The sequence below is a fragment of the Microbacterium bandirmense genome, assembly GCF_037204185.1.
GTDB classification, from domain to species: domain Bacteria; phylum Actinomycetota; class Actinomycetes; order Actinomycetales; family Microbacteriaceae; genus Microbacterium; species Microbacterium bandirmense.
Genome location: NZ_JBBDGM010000004.1, coordinates 216457 through 235404, shown reverse-complemented (window position 1 = coordinate 235404; position 18948 = coordinate 216457). Strand labels below are relative to the sequence as shown.

At 70.4% G+C, this 18948-nt stretch carries 14 protein-coding genes; 2 read left to right on the top strand and 12 right to left on the bottom strand.

What is annotated here, in order from left to right; genetic code table 11:
- Nucleotides 1-48: 48 nt before the first annotated feature.
- On the top strand, nt 49-1845 hold the full coding sequence (locus tag WDU99_RS06590; protein WP_337331648.1) for a glycoside hydrolase family 15 protein: 1797 nt from the start codon (nt 49-51) through the stop codon (nt 1843-1845).
- Between the two features lie 68 nt (nt 1846-1913).
- On the opposite strand, the gene WDU99_RS06585 is transcribed toward WDU99_RS06590, so the two are convergent.
- Nucleotides 1914-3035 carry an ABC transporter permease gene (locus WDU99_RS06585; protein ID WP_337331647.1) on the bottom strand — a complete coding sequence of 374 codons (1122 nt, stop codon included), beginning with the start codon at nt 3033-3035 and terminating at the stop codon, nt 1914-1916.
- Nucleotides 3032-3937 carry an ABC transporter ATP-binding protein gene (locus tag WDU99_RS06580; protein ID WP_337331646.1) on the bottom strand — a complete coding sequence of 302 codons (906 nt, stop codon included), beginning with the start codon at nt 3935-3937 and terminating at the stop codon, nt 3032-3034. Before WDU99_RS06580 ends, WDU99_RS06585 begins: the two co-directional genes overlap by 4 nt.
- Nucleotides 3938-4096: 159 nt before the next feature.
- Between WDU99_RS06580 and WDU99_RS06575 the strand changes: the two genes are divergently transcribed.
- Nucleotides 4097-4675, top strand: coding sequence for an NADPH-dependent FMN reductase (locus WDU99_RS06575; RefSeq protein WP_337331687.1), 579 nt, complete (start codon nt 4097-4099; stop codon nt 4673-4675).
- A 123-nt stretch (nt 4676-4798) separates the two neighbouring features.
- On the opposite strand, the gene WDU99_RS06570 is transcribed toward WDU99_RS06575, so the two are convergent.
- From WDU99_RS06570 to WDU99_RS06525, 10 genes are all read right to left on the bottom strand, one after another.
- Nucleotides 4799-5557 (bottom strand): response regulator transcription factor, encoded by a 759-nt coding sequence (locus WDU99_RS06570; RefSeq protein ID WP_337331645.1) that lies wholly within the window; start codon nt 5555-5557, stop codon nt 4799-4801.
- 16 nt (nt 5558-5573) lie between these two features.
- Nucleotides 5574-6818, bottom strand: coding sequence for a sensor histidine kinase (locus WDU99_RS06565; protein ID WP_337331644.1), 1245 nt, complete (start codon nt 6816-6818; stop codon nt 5574-5576).
- Nucleotides 6819-6880: 62 nt separating this feature from the next.
- On the bottom strand, nt 6881-7282 hold the full coding sequence (locus WDU99_RS06560; RefSeq protein ID WP_337331643.1) for a RidA family protein: 402 nt from the start codon (nt 7280-7282) through the stop codon (nt 6881-6883).
- 77 nt (nt 7283-7359) lie between these two features.
- A complete protein-coding gene (locus WDU99_RS06555; RefSeq protein ID WP_337331642.1) occupies nt 7360-8604 on the bottom strand; it encodes an alanine racemase in 1245 nt (414 codons plus the stop codon).
- The gene (locus tag WDU99_RS06550) at nt 8601-10214 is read right to left on the bottom strand and encodes an N-acyl-D-amino-acid deacylase family protein (protein ID WP_337331641.1); all 1614 of its coding nucleotides are present in this window, start codon (nt 10212-10214) and stop codon (nt 8601-8603) included. Before WDU99_RS06550 ends, WDU99_RS06555 begins: the two co-directional genes overlap by 4 nt.
- Before the next feature lie 83 nt (nt 10215-10297).
- Nucleotides 10298-11119, bottom strand: coding sequence for an HAD family hydrolase (locus WDU99_RS06545; protein ID WP_337331640.1), 822 nt, complete (start codon nt 11117-11119; stop codon nt 10298-10300).
- Nucleotides 11116-11958: an exodeoxyribonuclease III gene (locus WDU99_RS06540; protein WP_337331639.1), complete on the bottom strand. Its 843-nt coding sequence runs from the start codon at nt 11956-11958 to the stop codon at nt 11116-11118. The genes WDU99_RS06545 and WDU99_RS06540 overlap by 4 nt, the downstream gene beginning before the upstream one ends.
- Before the next feature lie 9 nt (nt 11959-11967).
- Nucleotides 11968-14961: a helix-turn-helix transcriptional regulator gene (locus WDU99_RS06535; protein WP_337331638.1), complete on the bottom strand. Its 2994-nt coding sequence runs from the start codon at nt 14959-14961 to the stop codon at nt 11968-11970.
- A complete protein-coding gene (locus tag WDU99_RS06530; RefSeq protein WP_337331637.1) occupies nt 14958-15170 on the bottom strand; it encodes a hypothetical protein in 213 nt (70 codons plus the stop codon). The genes WDU99_RS06535 and WDU99_RS06530 overlap by 4 nt, the downstream gene beginning before the upstream one ends.
- A 229-nt stretch (nt 15171-15399) precedes the next feature.
- On the bottom strand, nt 15400-18840 hold the full coding sequence (locus WDU99_RS06525) for a S8 family serine peptidase (RefSeq protein WP_337331636.1): 3441 nt from the start codon (nt 18838-18840) through the stop codon (nt 15400-15402).
- Nucleotides 18841-18948: the final 108 nt, after the last annotated feature.

The following is an 18948-nucleotide window of genomic DNA, read 5'->3' as shown; positions in this document are numbered from 1 at the left end:
TTCGCACCCCCGTGGCGATTCGGTGCCGGGCGTGGAAGACTCCGGAAGATGGCACCGCGCATCGAGGACTACGCCCTGCTCAGCAACTGCCGCACAGCGGCACTGGTCTCGCGGGAGGGGAGTGTCGACTGGCTCTGTCTGCCCCGCCTGGACTCGCCCAGCGCCTTCGCCGCGTTGCTCGGTGACGCCGACCACGGGCGGTGGGAGCTGCGCCCCGACGACCCGGACGCCACCGCCACGCGTCGCTACGACGCCGACACCTTCGTTCTGATCACACGGTGGGAGTCCGGTGGGAACGTCGCCGAGGTGCACGACTTCATGCCGATCGACCCCGATCCGGGCGTCGGCATCGAGCGCGCCGATCTGGTGCGGCGCGTCATCGGCGTGCACGGCTCGGTGACGATGCGGCAGCATCTCAGCATCCGATTCGACTACGCCCGCGCCCTGCCCTGGGTGCGGCAGACCGGCACCGACGACCGCCCTGAGATGGTCGCGATGGCCGGACCCGACGCGCTGGTGCTGCGGGGCGCCCGACTGCGTGCCCACGACCATCAGCACCACGGCGAGGTGACGGTGGATGCCGGGCAGATCGTCGATCTGCACCTGACGTGGTTCCCCTCGTACCGTGCGGTGCCCGATCCGCTCGACGTCGACGACGCCCTGGCGTTCACCACCGACTGGTGGCAGAGCTGGGCCGACCGCATCGAGCATCACGGGCCGCACCACGAGAAGGTCGTGCGGTCGCTGCTGATCCTGCGCGCCCTGACCAATCACGTCACCGGAGGCATCGCCGCGGCGGCGACGATGGCCCTGCCCGAGGAGATCGGCGGTGAGCGCAACTGGGACTACCGGTACGTCTGGCTGCGCGACGCCGCGCTCACCCTCGAGGCGCTGCTCGACCACGGCTTCCTCGCCCTGGCCGAGCGCTGGAGGGAATGGCTGCTGCGTGCCGTCGCGGGCGACCCGGCCGACCTGCAGATCATGTACGGGCTGGCCGGCGAGCGCAACCTGCACGAGTGGACGCTCGACTCGCTGCCGGGCTATGAGCACTCGACGCCGGTGCGGGTCGGCAACGGCGCCGCGGCGCAGTACCAGGCCGATGTCGTCGGCGAGGTGATGGTGACCCTGTCTGCCGCTCGGGCGGCGGGACTCGCCGAGACGGAGTTCGCCTGGCCGCTCGAGCGCCAGCTGCTGCGGTTCGCCACGGAGTCGATCGACCGCCCCGACCACGGGCTGTGGGAGATCCGCGGTGAACCGCACATGTTCACCCACTCGCGGGCGATGATCTGGGCCGCGTTCGACCGCGGCGTGCGCGCGGTGGAGGACGGCGGACTCGACGGCCCCGTTGACACCTGGCGCGAGCTGCGGGATCGGATGCGCGACGAGATCGACCGCGACGGCGTCACCGACGGCTACTTCACGCAGTACTACGGTTCGACCGAGGTCGACGCGTCGCTGCTGCTGCTGGCCGAGGTCGGCTTCTGTGCGCCGGATGATCCGCGGATGCTCGCGACCGTCGAGCAGATCGAGCAGACGCTCATGCACGACGGGCTGGTGCACCGGTACCGCACCGACACCGGCGTCGACGGCCTCGCCGGGGGAGAGAGCCCGTTTCTGGCGTGCTCGTTCTGGCTGGTCGAGCAGTACGCCGCGACGGGTCGCCGCGACGAGGCCGAGGCGCTGATGGCGCGCCTGTGCGGGCTGACGAACGACGTCGGGATGCTGGCCGAGGAGTACGATCCCGTCGCCGAACGGCAGCTCGGCAACACCCCGCAGGCGTTCTCGCACCTCGCGCTCGTGCGCGCGGCGGATGCGCTGGTGCACAGCGAGCTGCGACCGCGGTAGCTTCGCCGCCGCCTGACCGCCGAGGCCCCGCCCAGCCCCGAGGTCCCAGCCCCCAGGCCCCGCCGGGGTCAGCCGCGCAGCGCCTCGCGCAGCTTCACCCGTGCGCCCATGCGCAGCAGCGAGTTCTCGTAGATCTTCGCGCCCAGCATGATCATCAGCACGCAGGCGACGAGCATGATCACCAGGGCGGCGAGCGGCTCCCACCACTGCGCCTCGCTGAAGAACAGCCGAACCGGCATCGCGACAGGCGCGGAGAACGGCACGTACGAGAGCACGGTCATCACGACCGGGTTGTTGCCGAGGAAGATCACCAGGAAGTACGGGATCATCGTCAGATACATCACCGGGGTCAGCGTCGCGCCGGCATCCTCCTGGCGCGACACGAGAGACCCGGCCGCCGCGAACATCGCCGCCAGCAGGATGAAGCCGAACAGGAAGAACACGGCGAACCACAGCAGCGGGGCGCCGAAGCCCTGCAGCAGCTCGGTCTGCCCGGTGACGATGAGCCCGACCACTGCGACTGCGATGAGCATCAGGATCTGTCCCATCGCCAGCACGGTGTTGCCGATCACCTTGCCGGCCAGCAGCGCGCGCGCCGAGATCGTCGACAGCAGGATCTCGATGATGCGGGTCTGCTTCTCTTCCACAACGCTGGTCGTGATCGGCGTTCCGAACGAGATCGCGGCCATCATGAAGACCAGGCCGAAGATCATGCCCAGCGCGTATCGCATGCCGAAGTCCGGCGCGTCCGGGTTGAGCAGCTCGACCGTGGGCGCGGCAGACAGTGCGGCGACGAGATCCTGGGGCGCCTCCTCGTCGGCGAGCACCAGCAGGCCCATCGGCGAATCACTGTCTTCGAGGATCGCGGCGTCGACCTCGCCGTCGCGCACGAGCTCTTCCGCGGCATCCCGCGAGTCGACCGGAGTGACGTCGAACGCACCCGTATCGGGGATCATCGACGCGGTCTGACCGACCGCGGCGATCGGGGTCGCCGAGCTGGTGCTCGAGGCGATGCCCATCCAGATCACTCCGCCGAGCGCGACGAGCACGAGGATGGCCGTGGAGATCAGGAAGGCCTTGCTGCGCAGGCGGGTCATGATCTCGCGCTCTGCGACGAGCCAGGCCCCCTGCGGCGTGGACAGCGGCTTCGCCGGCGCGGCGGTGCTCCTCGGTGACGTCGTGATTGTCATCGGATGACCTCCTTGAAGATCTGGGCCAGAGTGGGGCGCTGCGGCGCGAACAGCGTCACGTCGCCATCAGCCATCGCGCGACGGAGGACGCGCTGCGCGGTATCGGGGGAGTCGACGTCGAACACGGCGCTGCCGCCCTCGAACGAGATGACCGTGACGCCGGGCTCGGTGCGCAGCCAGCCGGCGTCGCCGGAGCCCTCCAGCTCCCATCGCGGTGCCGAATGCTGTGCGCGCAGCTGCTCGCGCGAACCGGATGCCCGGATCGCGCCGTCGGCGATGATGATCAGGTCGTCGCACAGGCGCTCGACCACGTCGAGCTGGTGCGACGAGAACAGGATCGACGCGCCCTGCGCGGCCCGGGTCTGCAGCACGCCGGCGACCACGTCGACCGCGAGCGGGTCGAGACCCGAGAACGGCTCGTCGAGGATGAGCACCTGCGGATCGTGCACCAGGGCGGCGGCGATCTGCGCGCGCTGCTGGTTGCCCAGCGACAGGGCTTCGATCTTGTCGTTCAGGCGCTCGCCGAGACCCAGCTCGGTCAGCAGCGCGGTGGCGCGCTCGGTGGCGTCCGCCTTGCTGAAGCCGTGCAGTCGCGCGAGGTAGACGACCTGCTCGAGCACCGGCATCTTCGGGTACAGGCCGCGCTCCTCGGGCATGTACCCGAAGCGCTGGCGGTCGGATGCCGTCGCCGGCGTCCCGCCGAGCGTCACCGTGCCGTCGTCGGCGGCCAGCACACCGAGGATGATGCGCATCGTGGTGGTCTTGCCCGCGCCGTTGCCGCCGACGAAACCTGTCAGTCGCCCGGGCGCGACGTCGAAGCGGATGTCGTCGAGCACTCTGCGTGCGCCGTAGCTCTTGGTGATTCCGTCGAGGCTCAGATGCCCCGTCTGCTGCTGTTGCATGCCGTCAACGCTACGGATGCGCCGTGTCCGGCGGATCCCCCCTGCGACGGATCGTGAGACACCCGTGCGACGGATGCCACGACCCGGGGAATAACATGCGCACGCATATATGTTGGGTCTGTCGTACGCCCGGGCTCGTCGAGCCCCGACCCAGAAGGAATCACTGTGACCCGCACCATCGGCTACATCGTCGGCAGCATCTCGAGCACCTCCATCAACCGCCGCCTTGCGCGCGTGCTCGAGAACCTCGCCCCCGAGGGCATCGAGCTCGTCGAGATCCCGATCAAGGACCTGCCGTTCTACAGCCCCGACTACGACGCGGACTTCCCGCAGGTCGCTCGCGACTTCAAGCAGGCCATCGCCGATGTCGACGGCGTGATCGTCATCACCCCCGAGTACAGCCGTTCGATCCCGGGCGTGCTCAAGAACGCCCTCGACTGGTCGACCCGTCCGTACGGCGAGATGTCGTTCTTCGGCAAGCCCACCGCCGTGATCGGCACCTCGGGCAGCGGCGTCGCCACCGCCGCCGCTCAGCAGCACCTGCGTGCGATCCTCGGCCACTTCAACGCCGTGACCATGGGCCAGCCCGAAGGCTTCATCCAGGACCGCCCCGGCCTGTTCACCGAAGACGGCCAGGTGACCGACGACAGCACCGCCGGCTTCCTGGTCGGCTACCTCGAGGCTTTCAACGGCCTCATCGCACGGGTGCAGCACTCCGCGGAGCTCGTCAGCGCCTGATCGCCGGGCCGCGCGCGCGGCCGCCCCGCCGAGAAACCACCTCCTGCATGAGAAATCACGCAGGAGGTGGTTTCTCGTACGGGAAGTGGTTTCTCGCGGGAAGACAGCGGAGGGGAGGCGGGCTCAGGTCAGGCCGTGGCGGTGCGCCAGCACCACGGCCTGCACGCGGTCACGGGCACCGAGCTTCTGCAGGATCCGCGAGACGTGCGTCTTCACGGTCGCCTCGCCGATGAACAGCGCCCCGGCGATCTCGGCGTTGCTGCGGGCATCCGCCATCAGCGTCAGCACCTCACTCTCGCGTTCGGTCAGCGGCTCGCTCAGCACCCCGCCACCACCGTCGACAGCACGGGATCTCGCCGAGTGCACGGGAACCTCGGGTGAAGAGGCCGTGCGGTCGGCAGCATCCGGTGCACTGGCGCCCGGCGACCCACCCGGCACCTCGGCGGGCGCCGTCCGGAAGCGCGCCAGCACTCGCCGGGTGACCTCCGGCGCCAGCATCCCGTCGCCCGACGCCAGCGCGCGCACCGCGGCGATCAGCTCTTCGGGGCCGGCGTTCTTTAGCAGGAACCCGCTGGCGCCGGCATCCAGCGCCTCGTACAGGTATTCGTCGCGATCGAAGGTGGTGACGATCGCGACGGCGGATGCCAGCTCAGCGTCCCCGACGATGCGACGCGTCGCCTCGAGACCGTCCATGTCGGGCATCTGCACGTCCATGGTGATGACGTCAGGGCGCAGCCGACGGGCGAGCTCGACGCCCTCGGCACCGGTCGCGGCCTCGCCGACGACCTCGATGTCGGGTTGGGTGTCGAGGATGGTGCGGAACCCGGCGCGCAGCATCGAGTGATCGTCGACGAGCAGAACACGGGTGGGCGAGTCGGTCATATCGGCTTTCGCTGGGTCAGGTCGGGAGGGGGATGCTGGCGCGGACTCGGAACCCGCCCTGGGGTCGCGGCATCAGCTCGATCGAGCCGCCGGATGCCTGGGCGCGCTCGCGCATGCCGAGCTGTCCGAGTCCGGGGCGGGGTACCGGCGCGACCCGGCCGGAGTTCACGATCTCGAGTTCGACGGCATCCGAGGCGTACCGCACGCGCACGTCGGCTGTCGCGCCGGCCCCGGCGTGCCGACGCGCGTTCGTCAGTGCCTCCTGTGCGATGCGATACAGATTGACGGCGACCGTGCTCGGCACCGGAACCGGGGCGCCGATCACCCGATAGTCGGTGGGCAGCCCGGCATCCCGAGACGACTGCGCCAGCCTCTCGATGTCGTCGAGGCCGAGGGCCGCGGCGGCGTCGTCGTTCTCGTCGCCGTGCGCGCGCAACGTCTCGAGCAGGCGGCGGAAGTCGCCGATCGCCTCCCGCGAGGCGTCTTCCACTCCGGCCATCAGCTGTTTCGCACGTTCGGGGTCCTGGTCGACGACGAGCCGCGCGGCACCGGCCTGCACACCCATCACCGAGACGTGATGCGCGACGACGTCGTGCAGCTCGCGGGCGATGCGCACCCGGTCGAGCGCGACGGCCTGTGCGGCGGTCACCTCGCGCTCGTGCTCGAGCTCGTGTGTGCGCTCCTCGAGGGCGGAGCGCTGCTGCGCCGCGTGCCACGAGCGCTCGCCGAAGTAGTACGCGCCGCCGAAGTACAGGCCGTTCAGCAGCAGCTGGATCATCATGAACGCCAGCACGGGCGAGAACGCTCCGGCGGCCGTGTCGGCATCGGCTGCGCCGCTGATCGCCTCGCCGTACATCACGGCGAGCAGCCAGACGAACATCCCGACGATGATGCCGACGCGCACCCACAGGGCTGCGCGGCGGTCGTTCATCCAGGCGCCGACCGTGTACAGCGCGATGAACATCGTGATGTTCACGACGTACACCTCGGGCACCTTCAGCGACACGCTGGCGAAGAACACCGCGGCGATGAACACGGCGACGGGTGCGGGCCAGCGTCGGCGCACGGCGAGTGGCGCTGTCACGCCGAGCACGACGAGCAGCGCGGCCCACATGGGTGCCTGATCGTCACCGTACAGCTGGGCGATCGTCGACAGGCCCGCACTGATGACCCCGCCGACCAGCAGAACGCCGGCGAGCAGCACGTCCTGTCGCAGGTCGCGCGGCGTCGGGGTGCGCGTGAGGGCCGGGGATGCGGGCATGCTTCAACCGTAGAGCGCGCCGACCCGAACGGCATCAACCCTGAGGCGGATCGCGCACCCGCTCAGACGACGGCGAGCGCGTCGATCTCGACGAGCATCTCGGGGTGGGGCAGCCCGACGAACACCGTGGTGCGGCAGGGCAGCGCGCCGCCCGGCACGTGCTCCTGCATGAAATCGCCGTACGCCTCGTTCATGCGGGGGAACAGGCTCTGCTCGGTGAGATACACGCGGAACATCAGCACATCCTCGACCGACGCGGCGCCCGCCTCGAGGATCGCCCGCACGTTCTCGAGGGTGCGCATCGTCTGCGCGTACACGTCGCCCTCGGCGACGTAGGTGTTCGTCTCGGGATCCATCGGTCCCTGTCCGGAGACCTGCAGCATGTTGCCCTTGCGCAGGCCCTGCGAGAAGACGTGCGCGGGCGCGGGGGCGGCTTCGGTGCGGATGACGGTCGTGTCGGTCATTTCTCTCCAGGGTCAGGTTCGGGCGTGGAGGCGGGATCGGCTGATGGAGGCGGGGTCGGATTGCGGAGGCGGGGTGATCAGGTGAAGTGCAGGCGCACCAGATCGCGCACGCGCAGTTCGTCGTCGACCAGCGGCACGAGGCCCCAGCGGTCGAGCGTGGTGCACGGATGCGAGATGCCGAGCTCGATCAGGTCGCCGACCCGTGGCGGCGCGTCGCCGCCCGCGGCATCCGGGTCGACGTCGATGAACGCATGCTGATCGGCGAGCTTGCGCACCCGTCCGGCGAGCATGCGCGGCGCCGAGCCATCGCGCCCCCGCACGCCGAGCACGAGCGGCAGGTCCTGATCGAAGCCGACGTCGCGTCGCCCGCACAGGGCGACGACGAGGCCGGGCTCGGGGATGCTGAGCACGGGCGCCCACACCCGGATCGCCGACCGCAGGTCGGGCGCGCCCGCGCTGCCGCGCGCCTCGGGGGTGGTGCGCGCGTACAGTCCGTCGTCGTGGGTGAGGTACGCGCCGCTGCGCAGCAGGACGCTCGTGGCAGGTACGCCTGCCACGGCCAGGGCGTCGACGGCGACGTCGAAGTAGGCGCTGCCGCCGAGCGAGACCATGGCGCCGGCAGGCAGCAGCCCCTCAGCCTCGAGGGTGAGGGCGGTGGCGCCGAGCTCGCGCACGAAGGTGTGCACGTTCTCGACCTTCTCCGCCTCCGTTGCGCCGCCGAGCGTGCCCTCGTAGGTGGCGACGCCGATCACGCGGATGCCCGGAGTGCGTGAGGCCTGTTCGGCGAGCCGGCGCAGCGCGGGCTCGCCGCGCACTCCGGTGCGCCCACCGGGATGCCCGACCTCGAGCAGCACGTCGATCGGACGGGCGTCGGCGGGACCCGCCAGCAGCGCCAGCCCGTCCGCGGAGTCGGCGTAGACCGGGCATTCGAAGGCGGGGTCGGCGGCGAGCTCGGCGCGCAGCCAGGCGATCGTCCCCGGTTCGACGAGCTGATTGGCCAGCAGCAGCCGGGGGATGCCCGCCGCGCGGTACACCCGAAGCTGTGAGGGGGTCGCCGCGGTGATGCCCCACGCGCCGGCATCCAGCTGCCGGCGGGCGAGCTTCGGCGCCATCGCGGTCTTGCCGTGCGGGGCGAGCGCGACGCCGCGGCCGCGCACGTACGCCATCATCTGGGCGATGTTGTGCTCGATGGCGCTCTCGCTCAGCGACAGCTGCGGAAAGTCGCGGTCGGCGGCGAACAGTGACGTGCCGACGAGGTCGGAATCCTCGACGAGACCGGGGCCGAGCCCCTTGGTGAGGGGGAGGGGAGAGGGTTCGATCACGATGCCGGCCTTTCTGTCGGGGTGCTCTCCCTCATCATGCCCAGGTGATCCGCTGCCGGGAACAGGTCGCCGTCCACGAGCACTCGGGAACCTGCGACGATCACGTCGTCGATGCCCTCGGCGAGCAGCGTCGGTGCGTCGTAGGTGGCGCGATCGGCGAGGCGCTGCGGGTCGACGAGGCAGAAGTCGGCGATGGATGCCGGCCTCACCAGACCCCGGTCGCCGAAGCCGAACCGGCGGGCGGCCCGCAGCGACAGGTGCTCGGTCGCCTGCCACCATGTCCAGTCCCGCCACTCGAGCACGTGCCGGCGCAGCATGCGGGCGAAGGCGCCCCATCCGCGCGGGTGCGGATGGCCACCGAGGAATATGCCGTCGGAACTGCCCAGATGCGCCCGGTGGTTCGCGATGGCGCGCACGTCTTCGACCCGGTTCGCGGCGGGCTGGCGCACGATCGCACCGGCGCCGAGTCCGGTGGCGAGGATCAGCTCGCAGATGGTCTCGCCGATCGACCGACCCGTGCCCTCCGCGATCTGCTCCGGAGAAAGCCCCTCGGCCCACCTCCAGTCGGGATGGTCGGCGACGCTGACCGTGACCCGACTGAGCAGCTCGGCGATGCCGGGGAACCAGTCGTGCTCCAGGCGTCGCCGCGTGATGGGATCGGCAAGCCGGGCGAGCGCGTGCTCGGGGCCGTCCTCCTGCAGGTCGGCGGGCAGTGCGAGCATGGCGAGGATCGTATTCCCGCGGCGGTACGGGTACGAGTCGAAGGTGAGGTCGACGCCCTCGGCCAACGCTGCGTCGACGATCGGCAGCACGAGGTCGGCGGGGGCGTGCAGGTGCGCCACGTGCACGGGGGCACCGGTGGCTCGGGCCAGGTCGATCACCTCGCCGAGACCCGCGGGTGCCGCGGCTTCGTATCCGCGCACGTGCGCCACGAGCGGCACGCCGGTCCCGGCGGCGATCTCGGCGAACCGGTGCAGCTCGACGGCGTCCGCGAAGCCGCCCGGCACGTACTCCAGGCCCAGTGAGACGCCGGCAGCGCCCTCGGCGATGCCCGCGCGGGTGATGTCCTCGATCTCGTCGAGCTGACGCTCGGTGAGCGGAGCGGGTGAGAACCCGCTCACCGTGGTGCGCACGGTGCCTGCCGGCACGAGCGCCCGGCTGCTCAGGCGCGACACCGCCGCGAAGTGCGCCAGCAGCGTGCCGATGCTCATGCCCTCTCGGTGCCCGTCGGGGAGCGGGCCGTTGACCGCGGCGAAGTAGCGCTCGTTCAACGGAGCGGATGCTGCGGTGGTCGGCGCGAAGGAGATGCCGTCCTGGCCGAGCAGCACACCGGTCAGACCCTGCCGCAGCAGGGCGAGCTCGCGGTCGTCGCGACCCAGCGCTCCCTCGCCGTGGCTGTGCGCGTCGATGAATCCTGGCATGAGGATGCGCCCGGCGGCGTCGACGACGGTCGCACCGGCGGGGAGATGCTCGACGGGGACATCGGCGGGAAGCAGACCGGCGACACGCCCGTCCACGACGAGCACCGTGCCGGACTCGAGAGCGACTGCGTCGGGCACCGGGAACCGCGCATCCCGGAGGGCGAGCGGGTGCTGTCCCGACGTGACCATGCCCGCCTCCTTTTGTTAGCCGCGTGAACATACACTTTCACACGCTCACAGCGCCATGCAAACGCGCGGCTGCGGAGGGGGCGTCAGCGCGGCAGCATCCGCTCGATCACTGCCGCGACGCCGTCGGCGTCGTTGGCGTCGGTCACCTCGTCGGCGGCCTCGCGCACCACCTCGAGCGCGTTCGCGACGGCCACGCCGTGCCCCGCCCACTGCAGCATCTCGAGGTCGTTGAGCGCGTCGCCGAAGGCGAGCACCTCACTGCGATCCACGCCCAGCCGCGTGCACACCTGGGCGAGACCGGTCGCCTTCGTGACGCCCTGGGCCATCACCTCGACGAAAGGCGCTCCCGACAGGGTCGCCTCGAAGCCGGTCCGGCCCAGCGCCCGCAGGGCGTCGAAGATCTGCGAGGTGGGCATCGACGGATGCCGGATCACCAGCTTCAGACTCGGTGCGGCCAGCACATCGGCCAGCGGCACTCCGCCCATCGATTCGGGATGCCGCTTGTGATCGTTCAGGTCCGCGATGGCGGCGTAGCCCTCCTGTGCGACGAAGCCCTCGCCAGCGTCTCGCACACTGGCGAACAGCAGATCGGGGATCACCGCCCGAAGCGCCTCGGCGAGCTCATGTTGCACGTCGGCCGGGATCTCTTCCGCGAACAGGTGCTCGCCGGTGCCCAGGTGCACCCCGTAGGCGCCGTTGCCGCACAGCGCCCAGCCGTCGAACCCCGCCTGCGCGGCGATGGGGCGCAGGCCGATCGGCTGGCGTGCCGTGACCGGCACGGTCGCGATGCCGGCATCCCGCGCCGCATCGAGAGCCGCACGGGTGCGTTCGGACACCCGCCCCGTGCCGTCGAGCAGCGTGCCGTCGAGATCGGTGGCGATCAGCCGGATGCGACCGCCGGTCACGCGAAGATCATCGGCAGGTCGTCGTCGTCCTCGCCGCCGCGGTCGAGGTCGACGACCACCGGCACGTGGTCGCTCGGCTGTTCGCCCTTGCGCTCGTCGCGGTGGATGGATGCCCCGGTCACGGCATCGGCGAACGTGCGCGAACCGAGGATGAAGTCGATGCGGATGCCCTCGTTGCGGGGGAACTTCAGCCGCTGGTAGTCCCAGTAGGTGAAGCCCTCGGGGATCAGCGGCCGCACGACATCGGTCACGCCGGCCGTCCCGAGCGCGAAGAACGCGTCGCGCTCGGGTGGGGAGACGTGCGTCGAGACCCCCTCGACGATGGCCGGGTCTCCGTTGTCGTGATCGAACGGGATGATGTTGAAATCGCCGACCAGGGCGAGCGGCAGATCGGGCTGCGCCGCGAGCTCTGCTCCGGTCGCCGCGCGCAGCGCCTCGAGCCAGTGCAGCTTGTACGCGTAGTGCTCATCGCCCAGCGCCCGGCCGTTGGGAACGTACAGGCTCCACACCCGCACGCCGTCGACCATCACCCCGAGCGCACGTGCCTCGAGCGGCGCCCCCGGGCCCTCGTGACCCTTCGCGAAACCCGGCTGGCCCTCGAACGAAGTGCGCACGTCACTGATCGGCAGCCGGCTCGCGATCGCGACGCCGTTCCACTGGTTAAGCCCGTGCGCCTCCACGTGATAGCCGGCCTCTTCGAACGGCGCGTAGGGGAACTGCTCGGGCTTGCACTTGATCTCCTGGAGCGCGAGCACGTCGATGTCCTCGCGCACGGCGAAGTCGACGGCACGGCCGACACGGGTGCGGATCGAGTTGATGTTCCAGGTGGCCAGACGCATGCATCCAGCCTATGCGCGGCCGCCGACGTCGATCGCCTTCCCGGTGGCCTGCAGATGGAAGAACGCGGCCGCCTCGACCCGGTTCGCCGCGCCGATCTTCGCGAGGATCGCCGACACGTGCACCGAGGCCGTCTTGGGCGAGATGAACAGGCGCCGACCGATCTCGGGATTGCTCAACCCCTCGGCGACCAGCTCGAGCACCTGCCTCTCGCGGGCGGTCAGCTGCGGTGGCCCGCCTGCGACGGCATCCGAGAGCCCCGCGCGGGCCGCGAGATCACGCGCCCAGCGCGCGACCACGGCGATGCCGTGTGCGGGAGCGCCGTCGGCGATCTCGTCGAGCATCGCCGTCGCGGCATCGCGGTCGCCGGCATAGAGCAGCGCCTGCATGAGGCGGTAGCGCGCGTACCAGAGCTGGCGCACGGGCACGAAGCCGTCGGCGGCGAGGTCGGATGCCATCCGCCAGGCGCCCACGGTCGCCGCCGGCGCCTCGGCCTCGGCCCGCGCCGCCTCGGCGGCGACCAGCGCCACGATCGCCGGTGTTGCCTCGTCGTCCGCGTGTCGGGCCAGCACGTCATCGATCATCCCGCCCAGACGCGCCAGGTCATCGGCATCCGATCGGGTCAGGGTCGCGTCGGCGAGCGCTCGCGCCGCCGACACCAGGTGGGGCCGGGCGATACCGGGCTCGAGACCCGCGCGCACGATGTCGAGTGCCCCGCCGAGGGCCGTCGAGATCAGGGCGGTCCGCGCGGCGGCATCCGACATCGTCTCCGCTTCGTTCAGCGCTGTCTCGAGCACGAACGTGCCCCACCCTGCGCGTTCCTCGCTGTCCTCCGCGATCAGCTGGTCGATGCCCGTGCCGTGATCGTCGCGACGTGCGTGGGCCCGTTCGGGATGGTCGCCCCACGCGTCCGCCAGCCCCAGCAGCCGCCACCCGAACGAGCTCATCACCTGCGTGCTGGCGATCACCGAGAGGCCGCGCTCGGCAGCGCTGCGACCCGCTTCAGCGTCGCCGGCGGCGAACAGCGCCTCTGCGGCGTTCAGATCGATGCCGTACACAAGGGCCGCAGGGTCGGCGACTTCGCTGGTGCGGCGCGCGGCCAGCTCAGCGGCCTCACGGAATCTGCCCAGACGCACCAGCGCATCGAGCTCGGTGATGAAGTTCACCTGGTACTGACGTGCGCCCATGCTGCTGACCGGGAATCGCCGCACCCGCATGAGCGCCTCGGTGAGCCTGCCCGCGACGGTGTCGAGGGTCGCCGCGGTGTCGAGCACCCTGGCGCGCAGCAGGGGGTCGTCGATCGCATCGCTGTGAGCGGTGGCGAGCGCGATGAGGCGCTCGAGCTCCGGCACCTCCTCGGGTCGCGGGTCGAACGTGGCCGTGCGGATCCGCGACACGAGGCACTCCACCACCAGGGAGCGCGTGCCGGGATCCTCGTCGTCGAGCAGCGACAGCGCCTCGATGCTCACCCGACGCGCGGCGGCCGGATCGCCGAGGTTCGACAGAGCGTACGAGGTGACGTTCAGCAGTCGGGCGCGCTCCACGCGCTGCTCGGGCCCTGCCTCCGACAGCCCGGCGCGGGCCACGCGCAGCGCGCGCGCCGGATCGCCCAGACCGTGGTCGGCCGTGTCGGCGAAGAACTCCAGTCGCGACATGCCCGCGCGCGCCTCGGCATCCGGCACCTGCGGCCAGATCGCCAGCATCCGCTCGCCGATCTGCGACATGACCGGCTCTGCCGACGTCTCACCGGCATAGCGGCGGGCGATGACCATCGCATCGAATGCGCGCACCGCGTCACGGGCCTGCTCCCAGTGCTCGGCAGCCTCGGCGGCGCGCTCGCGGTGGCCGTCGGCGACGCGACGGTCGAGTGCGGCACCGTAGCGCGCATGCAGATCGGCGCGGATGCTGGGCAGCAGATCGTCATGCACAGCCTCCTGCAGCAGGGCGTGCCGGAACGCGTAGCCGTCGTCGTCTGAGACGAGGATGTTCTCGACGAGGCCCTCACGCAGACCCTCGTGCAACCGGCCGCGGTCGACGTGCCCCTCGGCGGTCTCCTCGAGCAGGTCGCTGTCGACATGCACGCCGCCGGCCGCGAGCAGGTCGACGGCTGCGCGCGCATCGGAGCTGAGGGTCTCGACGCGGGCGAGCAGCAGATCGCGCAGTGTCGTCGGCAGCCGGGAGTCGGTGAGGGCGATGAGCTCTTCGATGAAGAACGGCAGCCCGTCGCTGCGCTCCACGATACTGTCGACAACGCGCTGGTCGAGGTGCGGGTCGAGCATGCGGGTCAGGCGCGCGGCGTCAGCCGGTGAGAGCCGTTCGATCTCGATGAAGGTGACCGAGCGGTTGCGCTCGAGGTCGGCGAGCACACCGCGCAGGGGATGCCCGCGCCCGACGTCATCGGTGCGGTAGGTCATCACGATCGTCAGGTGCGCGCCGCGCAGAGTGAATGTGAGGGTCTTCAGCAGCGCGAGGGTGGCCGTATCGGCCCAGTGCAGATCCTCGATGATCAGCACGAGGTGCTGGTCGGCGCTGAGTGCCTCCAGTAGAGTGCCGAGCGCGTCGGAGATGGCGTCGTTGCCCGTTGTGGTGGCCGACGGCAGTGCCGTCTCGGTCGCGATCTCGGGGAGGATGCCGGCGAGTGCGCCGCGCACGGTCGACGAGACGGCTGCCGGCAGTGCGTCGCCGAGCTGAGCGTGCAGATCGCGCAGCATGCGGCGGATCGGGGTGAACGGGCTGCCGATCTCACCCATGTCGACGCACTGCCCCACGGCGATGACCGCGGTGGGTTCGAGAGCGGCCGCCTCTCGCCGGAACTCCTGCAGCAGGCGGGTCTTGCCGATGCCGGCCTCGCCGCGCACGACGACCACTTCGGGGTGTCCCTCGCGGCCGGCGTCGAACGCGCGTCGGAGGGTGGCTGCCGCTTCATCGCGAACGATCAGCGGTGCCGGGGTCGACAAGGCCATGGCCCATGGTGGCACGGCGGCCGGGTCGAGGCCAAGGGTCATGCTTGCCGCATCTGGCGTTGTGCGTGACGGGCCCCGGCCGGCCGGGGCGTGCGGTGCGTCAGCGCGGCGCGCAGCCGCGTGACCAGGCTCGGCCGGCTCGCCTTCATCGTGCCGCGCTCGAGCGCGATGCGGCGGTACTCGAGCTCGCGGTTCAGGACGGCGGTACGGCGCTGGTCGATCATCGAGTCGACGTAGATCGTGGTGTTCATGATGTTCTCCCTGTTCGTCCCGCGGGATGCGGGGGCTGATGAGAACGACTTTCCTCTCTGAGGGGTGGGGTGAGCATCGGGCGGCTGCCTCATCTTCGCCGTGCGTCGACACCTCAGATCCGTGCGTCGACACCTCAGATCCGTGCGCGAGGGCCTTAGGGCGGGGCCGAACACGACTGAGGGGCGGATGCCGCAGCATCCGCCCCTCAGCCCTCGCCCTTCTCGGAACTCAGCCTCCCGCGTTCCAGTCGACGGTGATCGGCGTGCGCGCGATCGGCGTCGTGCGCAGAGCGTCAGAGGTCAGGGTCGCCACCGCGGCCCATTCGCCCTGTGCCTGGCCGCGCACCGAGTAGTTCAACTCGATGGTGCCACCCGCTGCCGGCGGCGTCGTGCCGACCGCGTAGCCGTCGCCGGCCGTCGGCAGGCCCTCGAGCACGACACCGCTGGTGCCATCGCGGTTCTCGGCGGCAGTCGCTGCCGAGGTCGCGTCGTCAGACACCCCGTCCTCGCCGTACGTGAACCAGACGCCCTCTGTCGCGCCGGTCTGGATCCACACCTGCATCGAGTTCGTCGCGTTGCCGGAGTACGTCGGCACCGTGTTCCACTCGGCCACGATCCAGCTGTTCACGCCGTCGGTGAGCGATCCGATGCTCACGCCGGCGCCACCGGCCGCAGCCTCGGGGTTGAGGTCGGTCCACAGCGGTGCGAGCACGTTGTTCGGCGTCACCGGGTCAGGGATCGGCTTCGGCTCGTACCAGACATCAGCGGCCTCACCGCCGCCGACCACGAGGTAGCCGTTCGAGACCACTCCGAGCCTCGTGTACGTCTCACCGCCGAACTGGAACGGCGGGACGTTGAAGTTGACGACCTCCTCATCGCCGATGGGGAACGGTGTGACCCCGAACTGATCCAGCGGCAGGAAGCCGCCGCCGGGGCCGAGGTCATCGGTGAACCCGGTGATCTGCGGCGGTACCGCCGCACCGAGCGTGCCGCTCCACACCCCATTGCTGCCCTTCTTGCGCAGCGGCGACTCGACGGACTCGATACGCATCTTCCCGTCCACCGAGACCTCGATCTGTGCATCGACATCGACCGGCAGGAAGTTGGATGCCGTGACCGTGCAGTCCGCGACACCGCGACGCGCGAGCGTCGTCGGAGTGCAGCTCTGCGTGAGGTTGATGCTCGCGGCGGCTGCGTTCGCGGCAACCGGGATCACCATCGCGTTGCCCCTCTTCGGCGTGAGCGTGACCTGACCCTCGTGCCAGCCGTCGGTGGCGCCGAGCGTGTTTATCGTCACGGTGATATCGCGCGACTGTCCCGACGGGATCGTCAGGTTCTTCGGCGAAACGCTGATGTCGAACTCACCGTCGGTGGTCGCCGAGGTGCGGAACACCTGCGTCTTCCCACTGACGTTCGTCACCGTTCGCGTGGTCGTGACGGCACCGGGGAGCGGGTCGACATTGATGCTCGGGATGTTCAGATCCACACGGGTCTTGGCATCCGCTGCACTCGCGGCGAACGCGGCCGCCGTCTCGCTGATCGTCGCCAGCGGGGCGATGGCGCGGTCGGCGCGGATCGATCCGGCGCCGCGGTCGAACACACCGGCATCCGATCCGTCGACATTGACCACGTCCTGAACGGACGAGGTCATCAGCGCCGACTTGATCTGACCGGGTGTCCACTCGGGATGCGCCGCCACGAGCAGCGCCGAGACGCCTGCCGCGTGCGGTGCCGACATCGACGTGCCGGCGATCGCCTGGTACAGCTCACCGGCGGGACCGCTGTCGATGCCGATCGGCGTCGGCGTGTGGCCGGCGATGACCTGCACGCCGGGCGCGGTGATGTCGGGCTTGAGGAACGGCCCGATCGGTCCGCGCGAGCTGAACCCGGCCATGACGTCGCCCTGCGAGACCGTCGACTCGCCGTGCGCCCAGGTGGCCGTGACGCCCGGGTGGTCGCCGATGAACGCGATGATGTCGTCGTTCGGGCCCTCCAGCTGGATCGCCGGCAGGAAGTGGTTGTCGGTCTGCAGATCCATCGGCTCGGGGTTGGCGAGGATCATGCCCGCCGCCCCGCCCTGCAGGGCGTTGTAGCCCTTCGCGACGCGGCCGTTGCCGCCGCGCACGCACAGCACGACCTGGTCCGTCACCGAGTCGGCAGGCAGAGGTGTCTGGCAGAGCTCGTCGTTGTAGCCGGGAACGTCCGCGGCGAGGACGACACCGACGTCATCGATGCCCTGAGTGATGGTCGTGCCCTGCTTGACCAGCGTCTCGCCGTCGGTGGAGGCCAGCACCAGCGCCGAGGTGAATGCGCGATCCGAGGTGGAGGCGCCGACGGTCGTCGTCCACGGGCTGGCGTGGTCGGCGGTCGAAGCGCCGGGGCCGGAGTTGCCCGCAGACGAGTTCACCGCGATGCCCGCCGCGAACGCGTCGAGGAACGCCAGCTCGGTGGAGTCGTACGGGTCGGGGCTGCCGCTGATCGAGTAGTTGATCACGTCGACGCCGTCGAGCACGGCCTGACCGATCGAGGCCACCAGGTCGCCCTCGTAGCCGCCGTTCGGGCCGAGAGCGCGGTAGGCGATCACCGACGCTCCGGGTGCGATTCCGCTGAACGGGCCGCGCTGGATGCCGAGGATCTCGGCCGATTCGACGTTGCCGCCCACCGCGGTGGTGGCCGTGTGCGTGCCGTGTCCCTCGGCGTCGCGCGCCGAGCAGAGCGTATCGAGGCAGTACGCGTCGATGCCCGCCGGGTCGGGGCTGGACTGGTAGACGTCGAGCATGGCGTAGGCGCCGACGAGCTTGTTGTTGCAGTCGAACTCGTCGCCGACGGTGCCGTCGCCGAACTCGCACGACCACGGGCCGCCGTCCGGCGCGCCGAGTCCGTTCTCGGCCAGCATCGGATGCTCGGGCCAGATGCCCGTGTCGATGACGCCGACGATCACGCCCTCACCGGCGCGGTCGCGCCCGCCGAGGCTCGGCCACACCGCATCGGCGCCGATGAAGTGGGTGGCGTCCTGGTCAGGGGCCGGTGTCGTCTCGGGTAACTCCGCGTCGGCCGCGGCCTCCGAGGTCACCGAGGTGGGGGCCACGCGCGTCGTCGGAGTGGGCGAAGCCCCGGTGGCCTGGCGCAGCTCGTTGGACTGCACCGCCGCGACGGAGCCGAGCTTGAGCAGGTCCTTGGCGCGGTTGGCGGGCACGGTCATCGAGAAGCCGCCGTAGACGGTGACGTAGTCGGCGATGACCGCGCCTCCGACGAGATCGGTGGCCTCCTTCTTCGCCTCGGCGATGCGCTCGGCGACGTATGCCGAGTAGGCGTCGATCGCCGCGCTGCCCTCCGAGATCGGGATGCCCGTGATCTCAGGGCTGGTGGCGGCAAGGCCCTCGATCGCTCCGGTGTACGAGGCGACCGGGTCGACGTCGACCTTCACCATGATGGTCGTCGCCTTGGCATCCGACCGCTTGAGAAGCTTCGCGTCGTTCGTCGCGAGCCGACCCGAGTTCGACTTCGCGCTGTTGCTGAAGCTGTCGTCCGGCGACAGCGGTGTGGCGCTGAAGGCGCCCGCGTCGTCGTCCTGTGCAGCCGCGGGGGCCATGCCCCCGACGACAAGCAGGGCGGTCGCCGCGGCGGCCACCCCCAGAATCCGTGATCTGCGACCTCTCGAACTGCGCATGACACTCCTTCGTGATGCTGCGACCGTGGTTCGGTCCTGACTGGGTGCCCCGGTTGGGGGCGCTCACAGAACCAGACAGTAACGGAGTGCCGCGCGAGTCACTAGGGC

Coding starts and splice junctions, on each gene's coding strand:
- WDU99_RS06590 (WP_337331648.1), top strand. CDS start 49: ATGGCACCGCGCATCGAGGACTACGCCCTGCTCAGCAACTGCCGCACA.
- WDU99_RS06585 (WP_337331647.1), bottom strand. CDS start 3,035: ATGACAATCACGACGTCACCGAGGAGCACCGCCGCGCCGGCGAAGCCG.
- WDU99_RS06580 (WP_337331646.1), bottom strand. CDS start 3,937: ATGCAACAGCAGCAGACGGGGCATCTGAGCCTCGACGGAATCACCAAG.
- WDU99_RS06570 (WP_337331645.1), bottom strand. CDS start 5,557: ATGACCGACTCGCCCACCCGTGTTCTGCTCGTCGACGATCACTCGATG.
- WDU99_RS06565 (WP_337331644.1), bottom strand. CDS start 6,818: ATGCCCGCATCCCCGGCCCTCACGCGCACCCCGACGCCGCGCGACCTG.
- WDU99_RS06560 (WP_337331643.1), bottom strand. CDS start 7,282: ATGACCGACACGACCGTCATCCGCACCGAAGCCGCCCCCGCGCCCGCG.
- WDU99_RS06550 (WP_337331641.1), bottom strand. CDS start 10,214: ATGGTCACGTCGGGACAGCACCCGCTCGCCCTCCGGGATGCGCGGTTC.
- WDU99_RS06540 (WP_337331639.1), bottom strand. CDS start 11,958: ATGCGTCTGGCCACCTGGAACATCAACTCGATCCGCACCCGTGTCGGC.
- WDU99_RS06535 (WP_337331638.1), bottom strand. CDS start 14,961: ATGACCCTTGGCCTCGACCCGGCCGCCGTGCCACCATGGGCCATGGCC.
- WDU99_RS06530 (WP_337331637.1), bottom strand. CDS start 15,170: ATGAACACCACGATCTACGTCGACTCGATGATCGACCAGCGCCGTACC.
- WDU99_RS06525 (WP_337331636.1), bottom strand. CDS start 18,840: ATGCGCAGTTCGAGAGGTCGCAGATCACGGATTCTGGGGGTGGCCGCC.